This window comes from Rhizobium sp. BT04 (assembly GCF_030053135.1).
In the GTDB taxonomy this organism is placed as follows: Bacteria; Pseudomonadota; Alphaproteobacteria; order Rhizobiales; family Rhizobiaceae; genus Rhizobium; species Rhizobium binxianense.
In genome coordinates this window covers 1,590,412-1,612,154 of record NZ_CP125652.1, presented here as the reverse complement: position 1 = coordinate 1,612,154, position 21,743 = coordinate 1,590,412, and the positions used below count along the sequence as shown (strand labels likewise).

Here is a 21,743-nt window from a genome sequence, read left to right as displayed (position 1 = left end):
GGCCAGTGTTCATGGTCTTGAAAATCTGCAGCGGCCCGTTCTCCAACGGGCCGCTTCTTTTTCCGCTTCAGCCGCGGTTGTCGCCGAGAAGCCTGTTATAGACGGCGCCGATCGCGCTTGCTTCCTTCTCCAGCGCGAAATTCGTCGTGACATGGCGCAGCGCATTCTCGCCATGCGTGATCGCCAGAGCGGGATCGGCGATATAGGGCGCGATTGCCCGTGTCAGCGCCTCGCCATCGCCGGCCGCGACGACCGAACCCGTCTCACCCGTGACGATGAGCTCGGCGTAGGCGCCCGCGTCCGATGCCACCACCGCCGTGCGCGAAGCCATGGCTTCGAGCGGCGTCAGGCCGAAGCCCTCGTTGCGGGAGGGGGCGACGTAGAGGGTCAGGCGGCGATACCAGACCTTGATATCCGGCACTTCGCCGAGGAAGAGGATCCGGTCGCTGAGCCCGGCGGCGGCAACATCGGCCTTGAGCTTGTCGCCGAATGCCGAGTGCTCCGCCGTCACGCGACCGGAGACAACAGCTGTCCATTCCGGATTCTGCGGCAGCAGCTTGATCATCGCCTGGACAAAAAGATCGGTGCCCTTCTGATGGCGCACGCGGCCGAAACAGCCGATGAGATGGCGGCCCGGCAGGCCGGTGGCGGCGATGCCGTCCTCTGCCGTTTCCGGCGGGTGGAACAGGGAAAGGTCGACGCCATGCTGGATGATCGTGTGCGGCACCTCAAGGAACGATCCGGAACGGTCGCTGGTCGCAATCACCGCGTCCATGCGGCGGATCAGCCATTTAGTATAGGCGGTGTGGCGGCGTTGCGCGGCCGAGGTGAAGAGCAGCTTCAGCGGCATGCGCAGGAGATGCCGAAGCAGGATGCCGACGGCCATTTCATTGTTGCGGCGGGCGTGCCAGACACGGCGGCGGCGGCGCGCCGGCGGGCGCCAGAGGCCAAGGAGCTGGCGCCACCGAAGTTTCGGCAGGCCCTCCGGCAGGCCAGGGCCGAGGGTCGCGATCCCAATGCCGAGCCCGATCTGGCAGGGAATGAGCTGGACGATGGTCGACGTGACGCCGGAGAGCCGGCGCTTGAAATTGGGCGCGATGATCTCGACGTCACGCATATCAGGCAAGGGATGGGTCTCGTCTGTGGCGGGCGATCAGCCCCAGGAAACCTGGAGGATTTCGTAGGCCTTGGAGCCGCCCGGCGCATTGACCTCGATGGAATCGCCGACTTCCTTGCCGATCAGCGCGCGGGCGATCGGCGAAGAAATGGAGATGCGGCCGGCTTTGACGTCGGCTTCCTGGTCGCCGACGATCTGGTAGGTCTTTTCTTCCTCGGTGTCCTCGTCGACGAGCTTCACCTTGGCGCCGAACTTGATCTTGTCGCCCGACATCTTCGTGAGGTCGATGACCTCGGCGCGCGCCGTCAGGTCTTCCAGCTCGCTGATGCGGCCCTCATTGTGGCTCTGGGCTTCCTTGGCGGCGTGGTATTCGGCGTTTTCGGAAAGGTCACCATGCGCACGGGCTTCGGCGATCGCCTCGATGATTCGGGGACGCTCCTCCTGCTGACGCCAGCGCAGCTCTTCCTGCAGCTTGACGAAACCACCCGGTGTCATCGGTACCTTTTCAACCATTTTTCTGTCCTTCAATCCTTGTATCCGCCGGTCCTTGCATCAGCAAAGTCAGGTACACACAAAAGAAAACAGGTCCCGAAGGGGAGCTTCGGAACCGTGCCACAATCCTAGTTGAGTGCTTATAGCAGATCGCCAAGGCCGATTTCCAGAAAATTCGCATGAACGAAACGCAACCCGCCCCGGCGTCCGATGGTGCGTCTGAAAAATGGGCAAGGGTGGGATTGCTTGGATTGACTTTGCCCCAAGGAACATATAGTGAACAAACTAATGAAGAAGTCACTAACAGAACGCTTGGCCATCCTTTCCGACGCAGCGAAATATGACGCGTCCTGTGCGTCCAGCGGCACGGTGAAACGCGATTCTCACGCAAGCGGCGGGCTCGGTTCGACCGAGGGATCCGGCATCTGTCATGCCTATGCTCCGGACGGGCGGTGCATTTCGCTGCTGAAGATACTGCTGACCAATTTCTGCATCTACGACTGCGCCTATTGCGTCAATCGTTCGTCGAGCAATGTAGAGCGGGCGCGTTTCACGCCAGAGGAGGTCATCTGGCTGACGTTGGAATTTTATCGCCGCAACTATATCGAGGGCCTGTTCCTTTCCTCCGGCATTATTCGGTCGTCCGATTACACGATGGAGCAGATGGTCCGCATCGTTCGCGAACTGCGCGCGACGCATAATTTTCGCGGTTATATCCATCTGAAGTCGATCCCTGAGGCGTCGCCGCGTCTGATCGAGGAGGCGGGGCTTTATGCCGACAGGCTGTCGCTCAATATCGAGCTTCCGACGGATCACGGCATCACCCGCTTCGCACCGGAAAAGAAGCCTGCCAATATCAGGCGATCGATGGGGGATCTGCGGCTGAAGATCGAGGCCGCCAGCGAACCGACGCTGCAGACGAAGAAGCGCCAGCGTTTCGCACCCGGCGGCCAGAGCACGCAGATGATTGTCGGTGCCGATGGCGCCAACGACGCGACGATCCTTGCGACCAGCGGCCGGCTCTACAGCAGCTATGGTCTGAAGCGCGTCTATTATTCCGCCTTCAGCCCGATCCCGGATTCGTCGAAAAACCTGCCATTGATCAAGCCGCCGTTGATGCGTGAACACCGGCTCTATCAGGCCGACTGGCTCTATCGTTTCTACGGTTTCGGCATCGACGAGATCACGGCGAACCAGGCGGGAGGCATGCTCGATCTCAGCCTCGACCCCAAACTTGCCTGGGCGCTTGCCAACCGGGGCGAATTTCCCGTCGATATCAACAAGGCCGAGCGTGAACGGCTGCTGCGCGTGCCCGGCCTCGGCACCAAGACGGTCAAGGCGATCGTTTCGGCGCGGCGGTTTCGTCGTCTGCGGCTCGACGATCTCCAGCGGCTTGGCGTTTCGATCAAGAAGGTCCAATCCTTCATCTCGGCGGAAGGCTGGTCGCCGCGCCGGCTGATCGACCGGCCGGACCTTCGCACCATGTTCGAGCCGCAACCCGAACAATTGTCGCTGCTGTGATGCGCCGGGTCGTGCTGGCAGGACGCGGGGATCTTGCCGAATGGCGGGATGCCGCTCGCGCTTTCGCGGTCGCCGGCATCTTGCCGGAAGAGATCGATTGGCGCGAAAAAGACGCAGAGGCGGATCTTTCATTCCAACGCGACGCCATGCCGCCACCGCCCGCGGCGACACGCAAGCCGATGACGGTGCCGCCGGCCTTCATCGAGCTGGCGGAGACCGTTCTCTGCCATTCCGATCCGGCGCGGTTTTCCCTGCTTTACCGCCTGCTCTGGCGACTGCAGCTGGACCGGCAAGTGCTCGAAGTGGCATCCGACGAGGATGTCGCCCGTGCTCGGCTGATGGAGAAAAACGTCCGACGCGATGTGCATAAGATGACGGCCTTCGTCCGTTTCAAGGAGGTGGGGCCCGTCTCTGCGGACCGCCGAAAATTCCTCGCCTGGTTCGAGCCGGACCACCATATCGTCGGGCGCACAGCGCCATTCTTCCAACGGCGCTTCACCGACATGGACTGGCTGATCGCCACGCCCAAAGGGTCGGCCGCCTGGGATGGTGAACGGCTGACGATAAACGACGCGCCGTGCGAAAAGCCCAACCTCACCGATGCCACCGATGAACTGTGGCGCACCTACTACGCCAGTATCTTCAATCCGGCGCGGTTGAAAGTGAAGGCGATGCAGGCGGAGATGCCGAAAAAATATTGGAAGAACCTGCCGGAGGCCGATCTCATTCCCGGGCTGATCGCATCGGCAGAGAGCAAGGTGCGGGCCATGGCCGCGCGGGAGGCGACGCAATCGCTGCCTTTTCACGACCGGTTGCAGGAGGCGGCGCGCAACCTTCCCGCCGAGCCTGAAGCACCCGCAGGCACGCTGGGAGCGTTGCGGGCCGAAGCCGCGGTTTGTACACGTTGTCCACTTCATGCCAATGCGACGCAGACGGTGTTCGGGGAGGGGCCGCGCGATGCCGAGGTGATGTTCGTCGGCGAGCAGCCGGGCGATCAGGAGGACATATCAGGACGCCCCTTCGTCGGTCCGGCCGGCCGGTTGCTCGACCAGGTGATATCAGAGGCGGGCATCGACCGCTCGAGGCTCTATGTCACCAATGCCGTCAAGCATTTCAAATATGAGCCGCGCGGCAAGCGCCGCATCCATCAGAAGCCTGACATGGGTGAGGTGACGCATTGCCGCTGGTGGCTCAATCTGGAGATGACGCTGGTCAAGCCGAAGCTCGTGGTTGCCATGGGGGCGACGGCGCTGGCGGCGCTGGCCGACGTCAAGCAGCCTCTCCAGAATATCAGAGGGCAGGCAATGGCGATCGACGCGGGGCGGACGCTGTTCGTGACGGTCCATCCGTCCTATCTGCTGCGTATTCCTGACGAACGATTGAAGGCGGAGGAGTTGGCGCGATTTCGCGACGATATGCTGAAAATCCAGCGGCTTATGGCAATAGCTGGATAAATTGATTCCGGAGCTTCGGAGCAGCATCACCGCTCATCGAGCGGTGATGCTGTCCTGTCTTAGGCGAAATAGCTCTGCAGCGGCCGGACTTCCAGATTGCCGGCCTTCAGCGCCTTGATCGCCTGGGCGGCGGCTTCGGCGCCGGCCATCGTCGTGTAATAGGGCACCTTCTGCATCAGCGTCGCGCGGCGCAGCGATTTTGAGTCCGAGATTGCCTTGTTGCCGTCGGTGGTGTTGATGACGAGCTGGACCTGGCGGTTGCGGATCGCGTCCTCGATATGCGGACGGCCTTCCAGAACCTTGTTGATCTTGGTGGCGGTGATGCCGTTTTCGCCGAGGAAGCGGGCGGTGCCGCCGGTTGCCAGCACCTTGAAGCCCTGTTCGACGAGGATGCGGATCGCCGGCAGTACGCGCGCCTTATCCTCGTCGCGCACGGAGACGAAGACCGTTCCGTCACGCGGCAGTTCGACGCCGGCGCCGAGCTGCGACTTGGCGAAGGCGAGCGCGAAATCGGTATCGAGGCCGATGACTTCGCCGGTCGAGCGCATTTCCGGGCCGAGCAGCGTGTCGACGCCGGGGAAGCGGGCGAAGGGGAAGACGGCTTCCTTGACGGCGATATGCTTGAGCTTGCGCGGATCGGGCTTTTGCCCATAGGCGGCGAAGGTCGCGTCGAGTTTTTCGCCGGCCATCACACGGGCGGCGATCTTGGCGATCGGCGCGCCGATGGTCTTGGCGACGAAGGGCACGGTGCGCGAGGCGCGCGGATTGACTTCGAGAACGTAGACGGTGCCGTCCTTGATGGCGAACTGGACGTTCATCAGACCGCCGACATTGAGCGCCTTGGCCATCGCCTTTGCCTGGCGCTCCAGCTCGTCGAGCAGTTCGACGGGCAGCGAGCGCGGCGGCAGCGAGCAGGCGCTGTCGCCGGAATGGATGCCGGCTTCCTCGATATGTTCCATGATGCCGGCGACATAGACGTCGGTGCCATCAGAGAGGCAGTCGACGTCGACTTCGATGGCGTGGCTGAGATAGCTGTCGAAGAGCAGCGGGTTCTTGCCGAGCAGGGTGTTGATCTGGCCGGTCTTGTCATTCGGATAACGCTGTTTGATATCCTCCGGCACCAGTTCCGGAACGGTATCGAGCAGGTAGGTCTGCAGCTGGCCTTCCGAGTGCAGGATCTGCATGGCGCGGCCGCCGAGCACGTAGGAGGGGCGCACGACCAGCGGGAAGCCGATTTCGGCAGCGACCAGGCGGGCCTGCTCGACCGAATAGGCGATGCCGTTATTCGGCTGGTTGAGGTCGAGCTTCATCAGCAGCTTCTGGAAGCGGTCGCGGTCTTCGGCGAGGTCGATCATATCGGGCGCGGTGCCGAGGATCGGGATGCCGTTCTTTTCGAGCGCTTCGGCGAGCTTCAGCGGCGTCTGGCCGCCGAACTGGACGATGACGCCGACGACTTCGCCCTTTTCCTGCTCGGCGCGCAGGATCTCGATCACGTCTTCGGCCGTCAGCGGCTCGAAATAGAGGCGGTCTGACGTGTCGTAGTCGGTCGAGACGGTTTCCGGGTTGCAGTTGATCATGATCGCTTCATAACCGGCATCCTTCAATGCGAAGGCGGCATGGCAGCAGCAATAATCGAACTCGATGCCCTGGCCGATGCGATTCGGGCCGCCGCCGAGAATGACGACCTTCTTGCGGTCGGACACTTCGGCCTCGGAGCGGGCGGCGCCGACGAAGGGCGTCTCATAGGTCGAATACATGTAAGCGGTCGGCGAGGCGAATTCGGCGGCACAGGTATCGATCCGCTTGAAGACCGGGCGGACGTTCAGGCTGTTTCGGAACTCGGCGATCTGCTTCGGGCGCTTGCCGGTCAGTGTTGCCAGGCGCGCGTCGGAAAAGCCCATGGCCTTCAGCATGCGCAGGTTGGCGGCATCCTCCGGCAGGCCATGCTCGCGGATACGGGCTTCCGTGTCGACGATGTTCTTGAGTTCGGCGATGAACCAGGGATCGATCTTGCAGCCCTCATGCACCTCTTCGATGCTGAGACCCATGCGCAGCGCCTGGGCGACCATGCGCAGGCGATCCGGCGTCGGTGTGCCGATGGCGGCGCGGATGGCGTTGTGGCTGGATTCGCCTTCCTCGGAGTCGGGGATCTCGATCTCATCGAGGCCAGTCAGGCCGGTTTCGAGACCGCGCAACGCCTTCTGCAGCGATTCGGCGAAGGTGCGGCCGATCGCCATGACTTCGCCGACTGACTTCATCGCGGTCGTCAGCACCGGCGAGGCGCCGGGGAATTTCTCGAAAGCGAAACGCGGGATCTTGGTGACGACGTAGTCGATCGACGGTTCGAAGGAGGCAGGCGTGGCGCCGCCGGTGATGTCGTTGTCCAATTCGTCAAGCGTATAGCCGATGGCGAGCTTGGCGGCGATCTTGGCGATCGGGAAGCCGGTGGCCTTGGAGGCCAGCGCCGAGGAACGCGACACACGCGGGTTCATCTCGATGACGACGAGACGGCCGTCCTTCGGATTGACGGCGAACTGGACGTTCGAGCCGCCGGTCTCGACGCCGATCTCGCGCAGCACCGCGATCGAGGCGTTGCGCATGATCTGGTATTCCTTGTCGGTCAGCGTCAGCGCCGGGGCGACGGTGATCGAATCGCCGGTGTGGACGCCCATCGGGTCGATGTTCTCGATCGAGCAGATGATGATGCAGTTGTCCGCCTTGTCGCGGACGACCTCCATCTCATACTCTTTCCAGCCGAGCACCGATTCTTCGATCAGCACTTCGGTGGTCGGCGACGCGTCGAGGCCGCCGCCGACGATCTCGAAGAATTCCGAGCGGTTGTAGGCAATGCCGCCGCCGGTGCCGCCAAGCGTGAAGGAGGGGCGGATGATGGCGGGCAGGCCGACATGGTCGAGCGCCTGGGCGGCGATCGCCACGGCATGGTTCATGTAGCGCTGCTTGCGGTCGCTTTCGCCGAGATTCCACTGGTTTTCCAGCTCGTCCAGCGCCTTGTCGAGGTCTGCGCCGGAAAGGCTTTCGCGCAGCTTGCTGCGCTCGGCTTCGTGGGTCTTGCGGTCGAGATCCTTGATATCGGTGGCGTTCGCCAGCATCGAGCGCGGCGTTTCCAGGCCGATACGGCCCATCGCCTCACGGAACAGCGCGCGGTCCTCGGCCATGTCGATGGCGGCGGGCTTTGCGCCGATCATTTCGACATTGTAGCGATCGAGCACGCCCATGCGCTTCAGCGACAGCGCGGTATTCAGCGCCGTCTGGCCGCCCATGGTCGGCAGCAGCGCGTCCGGGCGCTCCTTGGCGATGATCTTGGCGACGACCTCGGGGGTGATCGGCTCGACATAGGTGGCGTCGGCCAGGCCCGGATCGGTCATGATCGTCGCCGGGTTGGAGTTGACGAGGATGACGCGGTAGCCTTCCTCCTTCAGCGCCTTGCAGGCCTGGGTGCCGGAATAATCGAACTCGCAAGCCTGGCCAATGACGATCGGTCCCGCGCCGATGATGAGGATCGATTTGATGTCTTGGCGCTTCGGCATGGGCGATATCCATTTCTAGCTGCGCAGAAAGCCGGCCAGGGTGGGAGATCACCGGGTCGGGTCGCGCATTGAGGGTCTTTTCAGGCTAGAAGCGGCTTATAGGCAAATGTATTTGCAAACGGAACCCCATAAATCGCGGAATCGACAGGAATCCAACACGCCGCGAAAGCCTATTCCCCGTCGAGCACGACCGGCAGCCGGATTTCGCCGCCACGCGCCGGATTGACGATGGCGACTGCGGCCTCCTCCAGCCCGATCCGCCGGATATCCGCGGCTCGACCTTGATCTGGGCGGAGGCGATGAGATCGGCGGCGCGGCGGTTTCCTTCAGGATGTCCCGGTTTCCCGCTGCTGATACCGGCGCGGGCAATGCTCCTGGCGCAAGAGCGCTGCAGCGGTCCACGGTCCTCGCGGAGGCGGGGGGGGGCCGATTGCCCTGATGAAGTTGCTGGAATTCCGGCCGCCGACGGATATATAGATTCCTTAAAGTGCAAGCAGAGGCATTGCCGGGGAGAGCGAAGATGGAATGGAGAGGCCGGCGTCAGTCCGACAATATCGAGGATCGCCGCGGCGATCCGACCGGCGGCGGTTTCGGCCGCGGCGGCGGCTTCAACTTTCCCTCCGGCGGCGGCGTTCGCCGCGCCGGCGGGGGCTTGAGCATCGGCACGATCATCTTCCTCGTCGTCATCTATTTCATCTTCAAGGCGATGGGCATCGACCTGATGCAGGTGCTCGACACCGGCGGCGTGACGAGTGGCCCCGGCTACGAGCAGAGCCAGTCGGGCGGAACGCGCGCGCCCGCCAATGACGAGATGACTGCTTTCATGCGTACCGTTCTGGCCGAGACCGAGGATACCTGGCAGGGAATCTTCCAGGCGCAGGGCCGGACTTACGAGGAGCCGCGCCTGGTGTTGTTCTCGGGCTCGACGGCATCGGCCTGCGGCTCCGCATCATCGGCAACAGGCCCGTTCTACTGCCCGGGCGACCATAAGCTCTATCTCGACACCGAATTCTTCCAGGAGCTTTCCGACCGCTTCGGCGCGTCGGGCGATTTCGCCGAGGCCTATGTCGTCGCCCACGAGGTCGGCCATCACGTGCAGAACCTGCTCGGCATTCTGCCGAAGTTCAACCAGGCCCGCCAACGCATGAGCGAGGAGGAAGCCAACAAGATGTCGGTGCGCGTCGAATTGCAGGCCGATTGCTTCGCCGGCATCTGGGGCAAATACACCCAGCAGAAGGGACTGCTGGAGAGCGGCGACCTGGAGGAAGCGCTGAACGCCGCCCAGCAGATCGGCGACGATACGCTGCAGAAGCGGTCGCAGGGTTACGTCGTGCCCGAAAGTTTCAACCACGGCACCTCGGCGCAGCGCGTCAGGTGGTTCAAGCGCGGCTTCGACAGCGGACAGCTGACGGCCTGCGATACGTTTTCAGGGCCGGTTTGAGGGGGTAGCGTTTTGCCGTGCAGTCCCGTCAATTCGCCTGCTGCCTACTTCTCACTGTCCATATGCTGCAGCACATGTTCGGGATAGCGCCCACCCGCCGCCGCATCCTTCGGGACGGCACGTTCGATGGCGGCGAAATCCTCCGGTGACAGGTCGACCGCGCGTGAGCCGAGCGCCTCGCTAAGCCGGTCGCGGCGGCGGGCGCCGATGATCGGGACGATATCCCCGCCCTTGGCGGCGACCCAGGCGATAGCGATCTGGGCGACCGAGACGCTTTTTGCCTCGGCGATCTCGCGCAGCTTCTCCACCAGAGCGAGGTTCTGCTCGATATTGCCTTCCTGGAAGCGTGGGCTATGGGTACGGAAGTCGCCGGCCGTGGCCTTGCCTTTCTGCCAGTGGCCGCTGATCAGGCCGCGCGAGAGCACGCCGTAAGCGGTAATCGAGATGCCGAGTTCGCGGGTCGTCGGCAGGATCTTCTCCTCGATGCCGCGCGAAATCAGCGAATATTCGATCTGCAGGTCGACGATCGGGGCAACAGCGGCGGCGCGGCGGATCGTCTCGGCGCCGACTTCCGACAGGCCGATATGTCTGACATAGCCCGCCTTGACCATATCGGCGATGGCGCCGACCGTGTCCTCGATCGGCACGTTCGGGTCGAGGCGAGCCGGGCGATAGATATCGATATGGTCGACGCCGAGGCGTTGCAGCGTGTAGGCGAGGAAATTCTTCACCGCGACCGGGCGGGCATCGATGCCGCTCCAGCCGCTTGCGGGATCACGGAGCGCGCCGAACTTGACGCTGATGACGGCATTCTCGCGCTTGCGCCCTTTCAATGCCTCGCCGATCAGCATCTCATTGTGGCCCATGCCGTAGAAATCGCCGGTATCGAGCAGGTTGATGCCGGCATCGAGCGCGGCATGGATCGTCGCGATGCTTTCTGCGCGGTCGGAGGGACCATACATGCCCGACATGCCCATGCAGCCGAGGCCGATCGCCGAGACTTCGGGTCCGGTCTTTCCCAAACGATAGGTCTGCATTGTCTTCTCCTTCGTCCTCGCCGCGAGCGGCGCTGTCGATACCGTTCTACCGCATTCGCGTTCGAGCGATAATCGGACGGCATCGAACAGGCTGTGCTGGGAAATGCACAATGAGCGATCCTTTGAGTGATCTGGATGCCGTCGCGGCAATTGCAAGGGAACGTGTCGCCCGGCGATCCGCTGGGCGGCTTCCGGTCTCCTGAAGCTGAAACGACAGCGCGCGCTCTGCGGTTGAAGCGTCTCATGAACTTCCCGTGCAGCATTATCAAAAACTTTGAAATGTTCACGGATTGTTTCGGTTTCTTTTCTGAGCTATGTCACTTTCTCGGCGACGAGATCGTCTTTTCAGAACCAACCGCTGTAGAGATGCCTCATGCTTGATCCCAAATTCGTTCGCCGCGGCCTTTTCCTGGTCTTCATCATCCTTTTTCTCGACATTATCGGCATCGCCATCATCATGCCGGTGCTGCCCGCCTATCTGGAGCAACTGACCGGCGGCAGCGTCAGCGATGCGGCGATCGACGGCGGCTGGCTAATGCTGGTCTATGCCGGCATGCAGTTCCTGTTCGCGCCGCTGCTCGGAAACCTGTCCGACCGTTTCGGCCGCCGGCCGATCCTTCTGCTGTCGGTGCTGACCTTTGCGATCGACAATTTTATCTGCGGCATCGCCACCAGCTTCTGGATGCTGTTCGTCGGGCGTGTGCTTGCCGGCATCAGCGGCGGCAGCTTCGCCACCTGTTCGGCCTATATCGCCGATATCAGCACGGAGGAGAACCGGGCGAAGAATTTCGGGCTGATCGGCATCGCCTTCGGCGTCGGTTTCACCATCGGCCCGGTGGTCGGCGGTGTTCTCGGCGAATTCGGCCCGCGTGTGCCCTTCCTCGGCGCGGCGGCGCTATCGCTTGTCAATTTCATCGCCGCCTGCTTCCTGCTGCCGGAAACGCTGGAGGCGAAGAACCGCCGCCGGTTCGAGTGGAAGCGCGCCAATCCGCTCGGCGCGTTGCGCCAGATGCGCCATTATCCCGGCATCGGCTGGGTCAGCCTTGTGATGTTCCTGTTCTTCCTGGCGCATGCCGTCTATCCCTCGGTCTGGTCGTTCGTCTCGACCTATCGCTACGGCTGGAGCGAGGGACAGATCGGCCTGTCGCTCGGCATTTACGGCATCGGTGCGGCTGTTGTCATGGGGCTGGTTCTGCCGCGGATCGTGCCGGTGCTCGGCGAGTGGAAGACCGCTTTGCTCGGCCTCTGCTTTTCGGCGGTCGGGCTCACCGGCTATGCCTTCGCCTGGGAGGGCTGGGTGGTCTATGTCATCATCGTTGCGACCGTCATGGAAAACGTCGCCGATCCGCCGTTGCGCAGCATCGCCGCCGGCATGGTGCCGCCGTCGGCGCAGGGCGAGCTGCAGGGCGCGTTGACCAGCCTCAGCAGCATCACCACCATCCTTGGACCGCTGATCTTCACGCAGATGTTCGGTTATTTCACGCGGCCCGAGGCCCCGGTCACCTTTGCCGGTGCGCCCTATCTGACCGCCGCCCTGTTCATCCTGGTGGCCGCCGGCGTGTTCCTCGTCCGGGTCCGGGTTCGCGAGTCGGCCGAGGCGCTGGAAGCGGCGGGTTGATCGATCAGGAATGCTGATGTGATGATGAATTTTTCATCATCTGCCTGTTTTGGGGTAGTTCTTCGCCGGGCTTTGATCTAAGTCCGGAATGATATTTTGCCGCGAGCGGCGGCGACGCGATTTCAATCACAGGACTAGTGTCATGGACACGCCGATCGACGCGCGCAGGCTTGCGCCGACAACCGATAATCGTTGGGGCGCACATTTCCGTGCAACGCTGGCGCTCGGCATTCCGCTGATCGGCGCGCAGCTTGCCCAGCTCGGCATCAACACCACGGACGTGATGATCGTCGGCCGCCTCGGCGCCGAGCATCTGGCGGCGATGGTGATTGCGGCGCAATTCCTGTTCACGATCCTGATCTTCGGCTCGGGCTTTGCCATCGCCGTTATTCCGATGGTGGCGCAAGCCTATGGCCGCGGCGACGTTATCTCGGTGCGCCGGGCGCTGCGCATGGGTCTGTGGGTGGTGATCGCATACTGGGCCATCATGCAGCCGGCCTTCTTCAATTCGGAGCAGATCCTTCTCTTCGCACAGCAGAAGCCCGAGGTGGCCAAGCTCGCCCGTGGCTACATCATGATCGGCCAGTTCGGCGTGTTGCCGGCGCTGCTCTTCAACGTCATGCGGGCGCTGGTCAGCGCCATCGGCAAGGCGGGCATCATCCTCAACGTCACCATCGCCACGCTGGTGATGAATGCCATCTTCGCCTATATGCTCGTGCTCGGCCATTTCGGCTTTCCGGCGATGGGGCTCGAGGGCGCGGCGATCGTTTCGGTCGTCGTGCAGACGGCCGGCTTCCTCTTCATCCTGGCTTTCGTGCAGCGGCGGGAAGAGACCCGGCGCTACGAGATCTTCGTGCGGTTCTGGAAGCCCGACTGGCATGCGCTGCTGGAAGTCATCCGGCTTGGTTTCCCGATCAGCGTCACCATCCTTGCCGAGGTCAGCCTGTTCACGGTGGCCTCGCTGCTGATGGGCTATATCGGCACCCTCGAGCTTGCCGCCCACGGCATTGCCCTGCAATGGGCCTCGATCGCCTTCATGATCCCGCTCGGCCTCAGCCAGGCGGCGACGGTGCGCGTCGGCGTCGCGCACGGGCAGGGCGATTATGATGGGCTGGTGCGGGCTTCGATCATGGTGCTCATCCTCGCCTGCGCCATTTCGGCGGTGGGCTCGGTGCTCTTTGCCACCATGCCGCATTTCCTCGGCAGCTGGTTCCTCGACGTCAACTCGCCCGAAGCGCCCGAAGTGCTTGCCTATGCCGGGCCGCTGATCGTCGTTGCCGGGCTTTTCCAGCTCGTCGACGGGCTGCAGGTGATCGCCAATGGATTGCTGCGCGGCCTCAAGGATGCGCGCGTGCCGATGATCATGGCGTTGATCGCCTACTGGCCGATCGGCTTCTTCCTGGCCTGGGCCTTTGCCTTCCCGCTGGGCTTCGGCGGCATCGGCATCTGGTTCGGTTTCCTCGTCGGGCTGGCAGCGGCCGCCGTCATGCTCTGCACGCGCTTCTACCTTCTCCTTCGCCGGGAGGCGAAGCTGGCCCGCGCCTGAGCCGGCCGCCGATGCCGTCAGGCCGCGACGGGTTTGTAGCTGGCGATATCGGCGCGAATGCCGAGACGCGCAAACATTTCCTGCGGATCGAAATTGGCCGCCTTATGAGCCGCTGCCACGGTGGCCCGCGCGCGTTCGACGACCTCGGTATTTTCCCATTCGGCGATGGTGACGAAATTGAATTCGCCGGGGCCGGCGACCTGCTCCAGCACCCTGTGATCGATGAAACCCTCCTGCGCCTCCAGCAGCTTGTGGGTCATCATCACTTTGACAAGAAATTCCTCGCGCGCCGCCGTCGGCACGATGAACTTGTCGACACGATAGAGAGCTCCGCTCATCCACTTTTCTCCTGCATCGGATGTTTGCAGGCAGATCTGTAATTCCTCAAGTTAAGCTGAGGTCAATAGGCGAATAAAGAAAAGGCCCGGCCGCTGCATAATTCCTCAAATCGGAATCGATTTAAGGAATTATGCAGCAATTCAAAGTGTTACAGCGTCCTCTGCGCGTCTGAAAAGACGCGCGGCGCTGTAAGCGAGCCTTCATCGGAAAACGCTATGGCTTGAACTCAGCGTTCGGCGAGCGCCGGTTCGCCCTTCTTCTCGCGCACCATGTTGATGAAGCGGCGGAAGAGATAGTGGCTGTCCTGCGGGCCGGGAGAGGCTTCCGGATGGTGCTGAACGGAGAAGACCTGCTTACCGAGGACGCGCAGGCCGCAATTGGTGCCGTCGAAAAGCGAAATATGAGTCTCTTCAACGCCGTGGGGCAGCGACTTCGAGTCGACCGCGAAGCCATGGTTCATCGAGACGATCTCGACCTTGCCCGTCGTATGGTCCTTGACCGGGTGATTGGCGCCGTGATGGCCCTGGTGCATCTTCTCGGTCTTGGCGCCGAGGGCGAGACCCAGCATCTGGTGGCCGAGGCAGATGCCGAAGACCGGGATATCGGTCTTCACAAGCGTCTTGATGACAGGCACGGCATATTCGCCGGTTGCCGCCGGATCGCCCGGGCCGTTCGACAGGAAGATGCCGTCCGGCTGCATGGCGAGCACGTCTTCGGCGCTCGTTGCGGCCGGCACGACCGTCACCTTGCAATCGAGGCCGGCAAACAGCCGCAGGATGTTGCGCTTGACGCCGTAGTCGAGGCAGACGACGTGGTATTTCGCATCCGCCGCGCCGAGTTCACCGTAACCTTCGTTCCAAACCCACGGGGTCTCTGTCCATTGCGAGGACTGGCCCGACGAAGCGACCTTGGCAAGGTCGAGACCTTCGAGGCCGCTCCAGGCCTTGGCTTCGGCCTTCAGCGTCTCGATGTCGAAGACGCCGTTCGGATCATGGGCGATCACGGCGTTCGGAGCGCCGTTCTCACGGATCCAGGCGGTCAACGCGCGCGTATCGATGCCGCAGAGACCGATGACGCCGCGTGCCTTCAGCCATTGGTCGAGATGCTTGGCGGCGCGGTAGTTCGAGGGGTCGGTGATGTCGGCCTTGAAGATGACGCCGACTGCGCCGTGGCGGGCGGCAGGGGTCAGGTCCTCGATGTCTTCATCATTGGCGCCGATATTGCCGATATGCGGAAAGGTGAAGGTGACGATCTGGCCGAGATAGGAGGGGTCCGTCAGGATTTCCTCATAGCCGGTCAGCGCCGTGTTGAAGACCACTTCGGCCGGCACCTTGCCGGTGGCGCCGATGCCCTTGCCTTCGATGACCGTGCCGTCGGCAAGAACGAGCAGGGCGGTCGGCTTTTCGATTGTCCAGGGTGCTGTCGCGGTCATCTTCATCCCGTTTCCGGCGACCGGTGCGCGCGCTGCCGCGGCTGGCCGCCTTTTGATCTCGCAGGCGTGTGGACGCGGCAATGCCGCGCGCTTCAGGCCTGATCACGAATTTTGGTGCAGGTGGCGGTAAATAGCCACGCAATCGCTTAGCGTCAATCTTTCTAGCCGAGATCTCAGCCGTTTTCCTGCGCTTTATCGCACCGATCGCGCAATTTATTTGATCCGCCGCATCAGCGTGGTTTATGAAGCGGCATCAAAACAGGAGTGAAGACCATGCTGCGCGATCAACTCGCCACCCAGCTAAAAGAGGCGATGAAGGCCAAGAATGCCGAGCGGCTTTCCACCGTCCGGCTGATTCAGGCCGCGGTCAAGGACCGCGATATCGCCAATCGCGGCACCGGCAAGGAGCAGGCGAGCGACGACGAGATCCTGCAGATCCTCGCCAAGATGGTGAAGCAGCGCGACGAATCAGCGAAGATCTACGAAGAGAATTCCCGGCCGGAGCTTGCCGCCAAGGAGCGCGCCGAAATCACCGTCATCCAGGATTTCATGCCGAAGCAGCTCTCGGACGGCGAAGTGCGCACCAATATCTCGGCGATCATCGCCGAGACCGGTGCCGCCGGCGCTAAGGACATGGGCAAGGTGATGGCGGCGCTGAAGGAGCGTTATGCCGGCCAGATGGATTTCGCCAAAGCGTCGGCGACCGTCAAGGAACTGCTGAACTGATGCGTCTCAGCTAACGCGTCTCGCCTGCGGTTCGTCCCGAACCGCAGGCCCGAGCACCGCTTCGGCGGCAGCATCGATGATGGCGAATTTCGCCGCCTGATAATTCCAATATTCCATGATGAAGCGGCCCGACAGCCAGAAGTCGCCCTTGCGGGAAGGTTCGGTCCAGCCGACGCTCCCCATGGCCGCCGCCTGAGTCAAAAGCCGCTTCAGGTGGGTGTTGGAGATCATGAACTGTTCGCGGATTTCTCTCAGCGACAGAGGACCGAGCACGACGCGTTCGGCCGTCCGGGGAAATTCTGGAAGGCGCGAGATCAGATAGTCCATGACAAGCCCGCCCGTGTTCGCCCAGTTGAAGAGGTTGAACGTGGCGCCCGGACTGCGCACCCTTTCGCTGCCGATGATCGCCCTGGCGATCAGCGGCTGGATCGCTGCCATCATCGCCGAGGGATCGGCGGTGATCTTGTCGGCGCGTTCACCGCCGTCGAGGCTGTCGAGGATCATCATATGGGTGACGAGCCATCGGGTGAAATGCTGTTCGGCGATCTCAGTGGGTTCCAGATAGCGTGTGCGCTTGTCGGGGCCGGGAACCGCCCGCAGGAAGCGATAGGCCAGCATTTCCTGCATGAAGGCTGCGGCCGTATTGCGGCTTGCAATGTCGTTCCTGACTGCGAAATCGATGAAGCGGCCGGAATAGAGCCCCCTCCTGCCGTCGTCGGGATGACCGTAGTGAAGGGCGAAACCGGCATGGGCCATCAGCCAGCGCTGCTGCGCGGCAAAGATCGAGGCGATACGCGGGCTCTCGCGGTAGATCGAAAGCATCTGATCGGCGCAATGCAGGATCGCAGAAAGAAATCGATCGTCTGCTGCAAGATTGTCCGCGGTAAAAGCCATTGGAGAGGTCCAGGAGTTCCGCGCATACATCTTTCATGCAGGCGCCGCCTGTCAACGGTTTTGTCAATAAGCGGTTAATTTCAAAGGAGAGTTGTCGCAAAGGGAGCCAAAATTTAAGAAGGCAGGAGCTGGGGGCGCTCCTGCCTTCTTGCTCTTTGCTTCCGCCGGCAAACGCAGGGCCAAGGCCCAAGCCGGAGGGTATTTGCAAAGGCACCCTTGCGAAGCGGCGCCGGGGGTAGGGATGGTGCTTCGCTCGGGGATCGCTTTGTTGAGATCGAACCTATTGCGGGCTGGCGGCTTATTCAAATTACAAAAAAATAATGATTGGCGAAAACGGCGCTTGAAGAGACCTCAAAGCGGAGGCTGAACAGTGGGCTCGAAGACGGAGGAGTCTAATCGAAGGAAATGATAAGATACTGTTTTTAAAGGTTTTAATTCGGTTTTTCCAAAGGCTGCGGCTCTTCGCGAAGCCCTTGCGACGATGGATTTCCCGATCTGCGAGGACAATAATGTCGCACCCCTGTCGCAGGGGCGATAACGTGTTGTTGATTGGATAACCGACGTCTTGGGCAACCAGTGCACTTGCCTGTGAATAGCGGGTTTTCATGACAAGTTTCGTGGCATGGAGCGGCAAACCAGCTTATATGGAGCTTGGCCAAGAGGTATAAATGCGCTTTTCCAACACCTTTCTCGATGAGATCCGCGACCGCGTTCCGATTTCGAACGTGATCGCGCGCCGCGTCAGCTGGGATAAGCGAAAGACCAACGTGTCGCGCGGCGATTACTGGGCCTGCTGCCCGTTCCATGGTGAGAAATCGCCGAGTTTCCATTGCGAGGACCGGAAGGGCCGCTATCATTGCTTCGGCTGCGGCGTCACTGGCGACCATTTCCGCTTTCTCACCGAACTCGAAGGCTTGAGTTTTCCCGAGGCGGTGCAGCAGATCGCCGACATGGCCGGCGTGCCGATGCCGCTTGCCGACCCTGTCATGGAGAAGCGCGAGAAGGAGCGTGGCTCGCTGATCGACGTCATGGAAATGGCGACACAATTTTTCCAGGATCAGTTGCAGACGGCGAATGGGGCGAGGGCGCGCGCCTATCTGCGCGACCGCGGGCTGACGGGGCGCACCATCGAGACCTTCCGTCTCGGTTATGCGCCCGACAGTCGCAATGCGCTGAAGGAATTCCTCGCCGGCAAGGGCGTCACTAAGGAGCAGATCGAGGCCTGCGGCCTGGTCGTCCATGAAAACGTGCCGGTTTCCTACGACCGCTTCCGCGACCGCATCATGTTCCCGATCCTTTCATCGCGGGAAAAGGTGATCGCCTTCGGCGGCCGCGCCATGTCGGCCGATGCGCCGGCGAAATATCTGAACTCCAACGAGACGGAGCTCTTCCACAAGGGCAATGTCCTTTATAATTTCGCCCGCGCGCGCCGTGCGATCCAAGGGCCTGGCCGCGGCGATCCTCAGGACGACACTGCGAGTGGCACCATCATCGCCGTCGAAGGCTATATGGACGTGATCGCGCTCTATCAGGCAGGCGTCGAGAATGCCGTTGCGCCGCTCGGCACGGCGCTTACCGAAAACCAGCTCGAGCTGCTTTGGAAGATGGTGCCGCAGCCGGTGCTCTGCTTCGACGGCGACGGCGCTGGCATCCGCGCCGCCAATCGCGCCGCCGAACTGGCGCTGCCCCATCTGAAACCCGGTTATTCCGTCCGCTTCGCGCTGCTGCCCGATGGCAAGGACCCCGACGATCTGGTGCGCGATGACGGCCGCGCGCCCTTCGACAAGGTGATGAGCCAGGCAAAGCCGCTTTCGGAGATGCTGTGGAGCCGGGAGATCAACACCGGCAAGTTCGATACGCCCGAGGCACGCGCCGAGCTCGAAGCGCGGCTGAAGCAGCTGGTCGCCGTCATCGCCGACGAGAATGTGCGCCGCCACTATCAGCAGGATATTCGCGACCGGCTGAACGCCTTCTTCCAGCCGCAGTTCCAGAACCGCAACAATGGCGAACGCCGCGGCGGCTTCAGCGGCAACGGCAATTACCGGGCGGGCCGCGACAATGCCGGCAAGGCAGGGCCGAAAAGCCCCAGCGTCATTTCCGACCGGCTTGCCCGCTCCGGCCCCGTGCGCGGCCACCGGGACAATACGGCGCTGCGCGAAAGCGTGCTGGCGCTGACCGTCATCAATCATCCCTCGCTAATGATCGACGATTATGACGAAATCGCCGCGATCGACTATGACAGCCGCGAGCTGCAGCGGCTCTGGTCGGCGATGCTGGGAGCCGCCGCTGCCGTCGCCGGACCGCATCTGACACGCGAATATCTGACCGAACGATTGGAGTTCGAGGGTTTTGGCCCGCTGATCAAGAGCCTCGATCAGCAGGTGCGCAATGCCCGGCTCTGGACGGCGACCGAGGAGGCGGCGATGGAGGATGCACGCGAAGGCTACCGCCAGGCGCTCGCCTTCCACAAGCGGGCGAAGGCGCTGCGCAGGCAGAAGATTGAACTCGAGCGCGAGATCGCGCTGGCGACCGAAGCCGGCGACGGCGAGGCGATCGTTCAACTGATGCGGGCGCAGCAGGAAGTGCATTTCGAAGGGGTGCGCCTTGAGAACCAGGAGGCGATCATCGATGGCTTCGGGGTGCTTTCCGGCCGCGTCAAAGGGGCGGCGAACCACTGATGTCGCTGACCGAACGCAACGAACCGGGCTTTTCCGCCTCCGATGCGCTGTTTTCCACCGGCCGCGCGCCGCTCGATATCCTCAAGCAGGTCTACGGTTATTCCTCTTTCCGCGGCAAGCAGCAGCAGGTGGTCGAGCATGTGGTTTCCGGCGGCGATGCTGTGGTGCTCTTCCCCACAGGGGCCGGCAAATCGCTGTGCTTCCAGATCCCGGCGCTCTGCCGTGCCGGTGTGGGCATCGTCGTTTCGCCGCTGATTGCGCTGATGCGCGATCAGGTGGAGGCGATGAAGCAGCTCGGCATCCGGGCGGCCGCGCTCAATTCGTCGCTGTCGCGCGAGGAATTCATCGAGGTTCGCCGCGCGCTTTCGGCGGGCCGGCTCGACCTTCTCTACGTGACGCCCGAGCGCATTCTGACCGATGGGTTCCGTGAACTGATCGCCAATGAGAAGATCGCGCTGTTTGCTATCGATGAGGCGCACTGCGTCTCGCAATGGGGCCATGATTTCCGGCCGGAATATCGCGAGCTCGGCCGACTCGGCGAACAATATCCCGGTGTCCCGCGCATCGCCCTGACGGCGACGGCCGATCCGCATACGCGCGACGACATCATCGAGCGGTTGGGGCTCGATGCTGCGGAGATCTTCACCACCAGCTTTGACCGTCCGAATATTGCCTACGAGATCGTCGAGCGCGACCAACCGCGCCAGCAACTGCTGCGGTTTCTCTCCGGTCACAAGGGCAATAGCGGCATCGTCTATTGCCTGTCGCGCGCCAAGGTCGAGGATACGGCCGAGTGGCTGAACGGGCAGGGCATCCGTGCGCTCGCCTATCATGCCGGCATGGACAGGGCGGTGCGCGACGCCAATCAGGATGCGTTCCTGAAAGAGGAGAATCTCTGCCTAGTCGCCACCGTCGCCTTCGGCATGGGCATCGACAAGCCGAATGTGCGTTATGTCGCCCATCTCGACCTGCCGGGCTCGGTGGAAGCCTATTACCAGGAGACCGGGCGAGCCGGGCGCGACGGCCTGCCGTCGGAGGTCTGGATGGCCTATGGCATGGCCGACGTCATCCAGCGCGGCCGGATGATCGACGAGGGCAGTGCCGCCGCCGAGATCAAGCGGGTCGAACGCGCCAAGCTCAACGCCTTGCTGGCGATCTGCGAAACGGCCTCCTGCCGGCGCCAGGCGATCCTTGCCCATTTCGGCGAGGCCCATGCCGGCCAGTGCGGCAATTGCGACACCTGCCTGAAGCCGGTCGAGACCTGGGAGGGCACGGAGGCGGCAATCAAGGCGCTGGCCGCGATCTATCGCACCGGCGAGCGTTTCGGCGCCGGCCATGTCGTCGACGTGCTCCTCGGCAACGTCAACGAAAAGACCGAGCGTTTCGGCCACACCGAGATGCCGGTCTTCGGCGCCGGCAAGGATATTCCGGCGCGTGTCTGGCAATCGGTCTTCCGCCAGCTGCTCGCCATGGGGCTGATTCGCGTCGATCACGAAGCCTTCGGCGCACTGAAGCTGGAGCCGGAGGCGCGCGCCGTCTTCAAGCACGAGCGGCAGGTGTTCTTCCGCAAGGACCGGCCGGCTTCGGAGCGGCGCACGAAGAAGGCGGAACGCAGCGAACGCAAGTCGGCCCTATCGGGCGCCGACGGCACTCTGTTCGAAGCGCTGCGGGCCGAGCGCATGGCAATCGCGAAATCGCTCGGTGTGCCGCCCTATGTCGTCTTTCCCGATACGACGCTGATCGCCTTCGCCACGGAGAAGCCGCGCAGCCGCAAGGAACTGCTCGCCATATCGGGCGTCGGGCAGGCGAAGCTCGAACGCTACGGCGATGCCTTCCTGGAGATCATCCTCTCGCACGGCCAGTAGTCCGCGGAGATCGGTGATGGTCGCGATCCCGGAGC

16 protein-coding genes are annotated in these 21,743 nt (G+C 62.6%); 9 read left to right on the top strand and 7 right to left on the bottom strand.

Annotated features, from left to right (window positions below; translation table 11 throughout):
- Positions 1-67: 67 nt before the first annotated feature.
- On the bottom strand, positions 68-1,126 hold the full coding sequence (locus tag QMO82_RS16515) for a glycosyltransferase family 4 protein (protein ID WP_183610894.1): 1,059 nt from the start codon (positions 1,124-1,126) through the stop codon (positions 68-70).
- Between the two features lie 27 nt (positions 1,127-1,153).
- The gene (greA, locus tag QMO82_RS16510) at positions 1,154-1,630 is read right to left on the bottom strand and encodes a transcription elongation factor GreA (RefSeq protein WP_003565408.1); all 477 of its coding nucleotides are present in this window, start codon (positions 1,628-1,630) and stop codon (positions 1,154-1,156) included.
- A 267-nt stretch (positions 1,631-1,897) separates the two neighbouring features.
- On the opposite strand from greA, the gene QMO82_RS16505 reads away from it, so the two are divergent.
- Positions 1,898-3,130, top strand: coding sequence for a putative DNA modification/repair radical SAM protein (locus QMO82_RS16505; RefSeq protein WP_183608353.1), 1,233 nt, complete (start codon positions 1,898-1,900; stop codon positions 3,128-3,130).
- Positions 3,130-4,584: a UdgX family uracil-DNA binding protein gene (locus QMO82_RS16500; protein WP_183608083.1), complete on the top strand. Its 1,455-nt coding sequence runs from the start codon at positions 3,130-3,132 to the stop codon at positions 4,582-4,584. The genes QMO82_RS16505 and QMO82_RS16500 overlap by 1 nt, the downstream gene beginning before the upstream one ends.
- A 59-nt stretch (positions 4,585-4,643) precedes the next feature.
- Here QMO82_RS16500 and carB read toward each other — a convergent pair whose 3' ends face one another.
- A complete protein-coding gene (carB, locus tag QMO82_RS16495; RefSeq protein ID WP_183608084.1) occupies positions 4,644-8,132 on the bottom strand; it encodes a carbamoyl-phosphate synthase large subunit in 3,489 nt (1,162 codons plus the stop codon).
- A gap of 520 nt (positions 8,133-8,652) precedes the next feature.
- Here carB and QMO82_RS16490 point away from each other — a divergent pair.
- The gene (locus tag QMO82_RS16490) at positions 8,653-9,573 is read left to right on the top strand and encodes a neutral zinc metallopeptidase (RefSeq protein ID WP_183608085.1); all 921 of its coding nucleotides are present in this window, start codon (positions 8,653-8,655) and stop codon (positions 9,571-9,573) included.
- A gap of 44 nt (positions 9,574-9,617) precedes the next feature.
- Here the strand turns inward: QMO82_RS16490 and QMO82_RS16485 are convergent, their stop codons facing one another.
- Positions 9,618-10,610: an aldo/keto reductase gene (locus tag QMO82_RS16485; RefSeq protein WP_183608086.1), complete on the bottom strand. Its 993-nt coding sequence runs from the start codon at positions 10,608-10,610 to the stop codon at positions 9,618-9,620.
- Between the two features lie 126 nt (positions 10,611-10,736).
- Here QMO82_RS16485 and QMO82_RS16480 point away from each other — a divergent pair, with 126 nt between their 5' ends.
- From QMO82_RS16480 to QMO82_RS16470, 3 genes are all read left to right on the top strand, one after another.
- Positions 10,737-10,991, top strand: a complete 255-nt coding sequence (locus QMO82_RS16480; RefSeq protein WP_183608087.1) for a hypothetical protein — start codon at positions 10,737-10,739, stop codon at positions 10,989-10,991.
- Complete coding sequence (locus QMO82_RS16475; protein WP_183608088.1) at positions 10,984-12,228, top strand: TCR/Tet family MFS transporter; 1,245 nt, start codon at positions 10,984-10,986, stop codon at positions 12,226-12,228. Before QMO82_RS16480 ends, QMO82_RS16475 begins: the two co-directional genes overlap by 8 nt.
- A 142-nt stretch (positions 12,229-12,370) precedes the next feature.
- A complete protein-coding gene (locus tag QMO82_RS16470; protein WP_183608089.1) occupies positions 12,371-13,774 on the top strand; it encodes an MATE family efflux transporter in 1,404 nt (467 codons plus the stop codon).
- Between the two features lie 17 nt (positions 13,775-13,791).
- Here QMO82_RS16470 and QMO82_RS16465 read toward each other — a convergent pair whose 3' ends face one another.
- Positions 13,792-14,112 (bottom strand): antibiotic biosynthesis monooxygenase, encoded by a 321-nt coding sequence (locus QMO82_RS16465; protein ID WP_183608090.1) that lies wholly within the window; start codon positions 14,110-14,112, stop codon positions 13,792-13,794.
- Between the two features lie 227 nt (positions 14,113-14,339).
- On the bottom strand, positions 14,340-15,545 hold the full coding sequence (carA, locus tag QMO82_RS16460) for a glutamine-hydrolyzing carbamoyl-phosphate synthase small subunit (protein WP_183608354.1): 1,206 nt from the start codon (positions 15,543-15,545) through the stop codon (positions 14,340-14,342).
- A 273-nt stretch (positions 15,546-15,818) separates the two neighbouring features.
- On the opposite strand from carA, the gene QMO82_RS16455 reads away from it, so the two are divergent.
- Positions 15,819-16,271 carry a GatB/YqeY domain-containing protein gene (locus tag QMO82_RS16455; protein WP_183608091.1) on the top strand — a complete coding sequence of 151 codons (453 nt, stop codon included), beginning with the start codon at positions 15,819-15,821 and terminating at the stop codon, positions 16,269-16,271.
- A 6-nt stretch (positions 16,272-16,277) separates the two neighbouring features.
- On the opposite strand, the gene QMO82_RS16450 is transcribed toward QMO82_RS16455, so the two are convergent.
- Positions 16,278-17,165: a hypothetical protein gene (locus QMO82_RS16450; RefSeq protein WP_183608092.1), complete on the bottom strand. Its 888-nt coding sequence runs from the start codon at positions 17,163-17,165 to the stop codon at positions 16,278-16,280.
- A 668-nt stretch (positions 17,166-17,833) separates the two neighbouring features.
- Here QMO82_RS16450 and dnaG point away from each other — a divergent pair.
- The gene (gene dnaG, locus QMO82_RS16445) at positions 17,834-19,843 is read left to right on the top strand and encodes a DNA primase (RefSeq protein ID WP_183608093.1); all 2,010 of its coding nucleotides are present in this window, start codon (positions 17,834-17,836) and stop codon (positions 19,841-19,843) included.
- On the top strand, positions 19,843-21,708 hold the full coding sequence (gene recQ / locus QMO82_RS16440) for a DNA helicase RecQ (protein ID WP_183608094.1): 1,866 nt from the start codon (positions 19,843-19,845) through the stop codon (positions 21,706-21,708). Before dnaG ends, recQ begins: the two co-directional genes overlap by 1 nt.
- Positions 21,709-21,743: the final 35 nt, after the last annotated feature.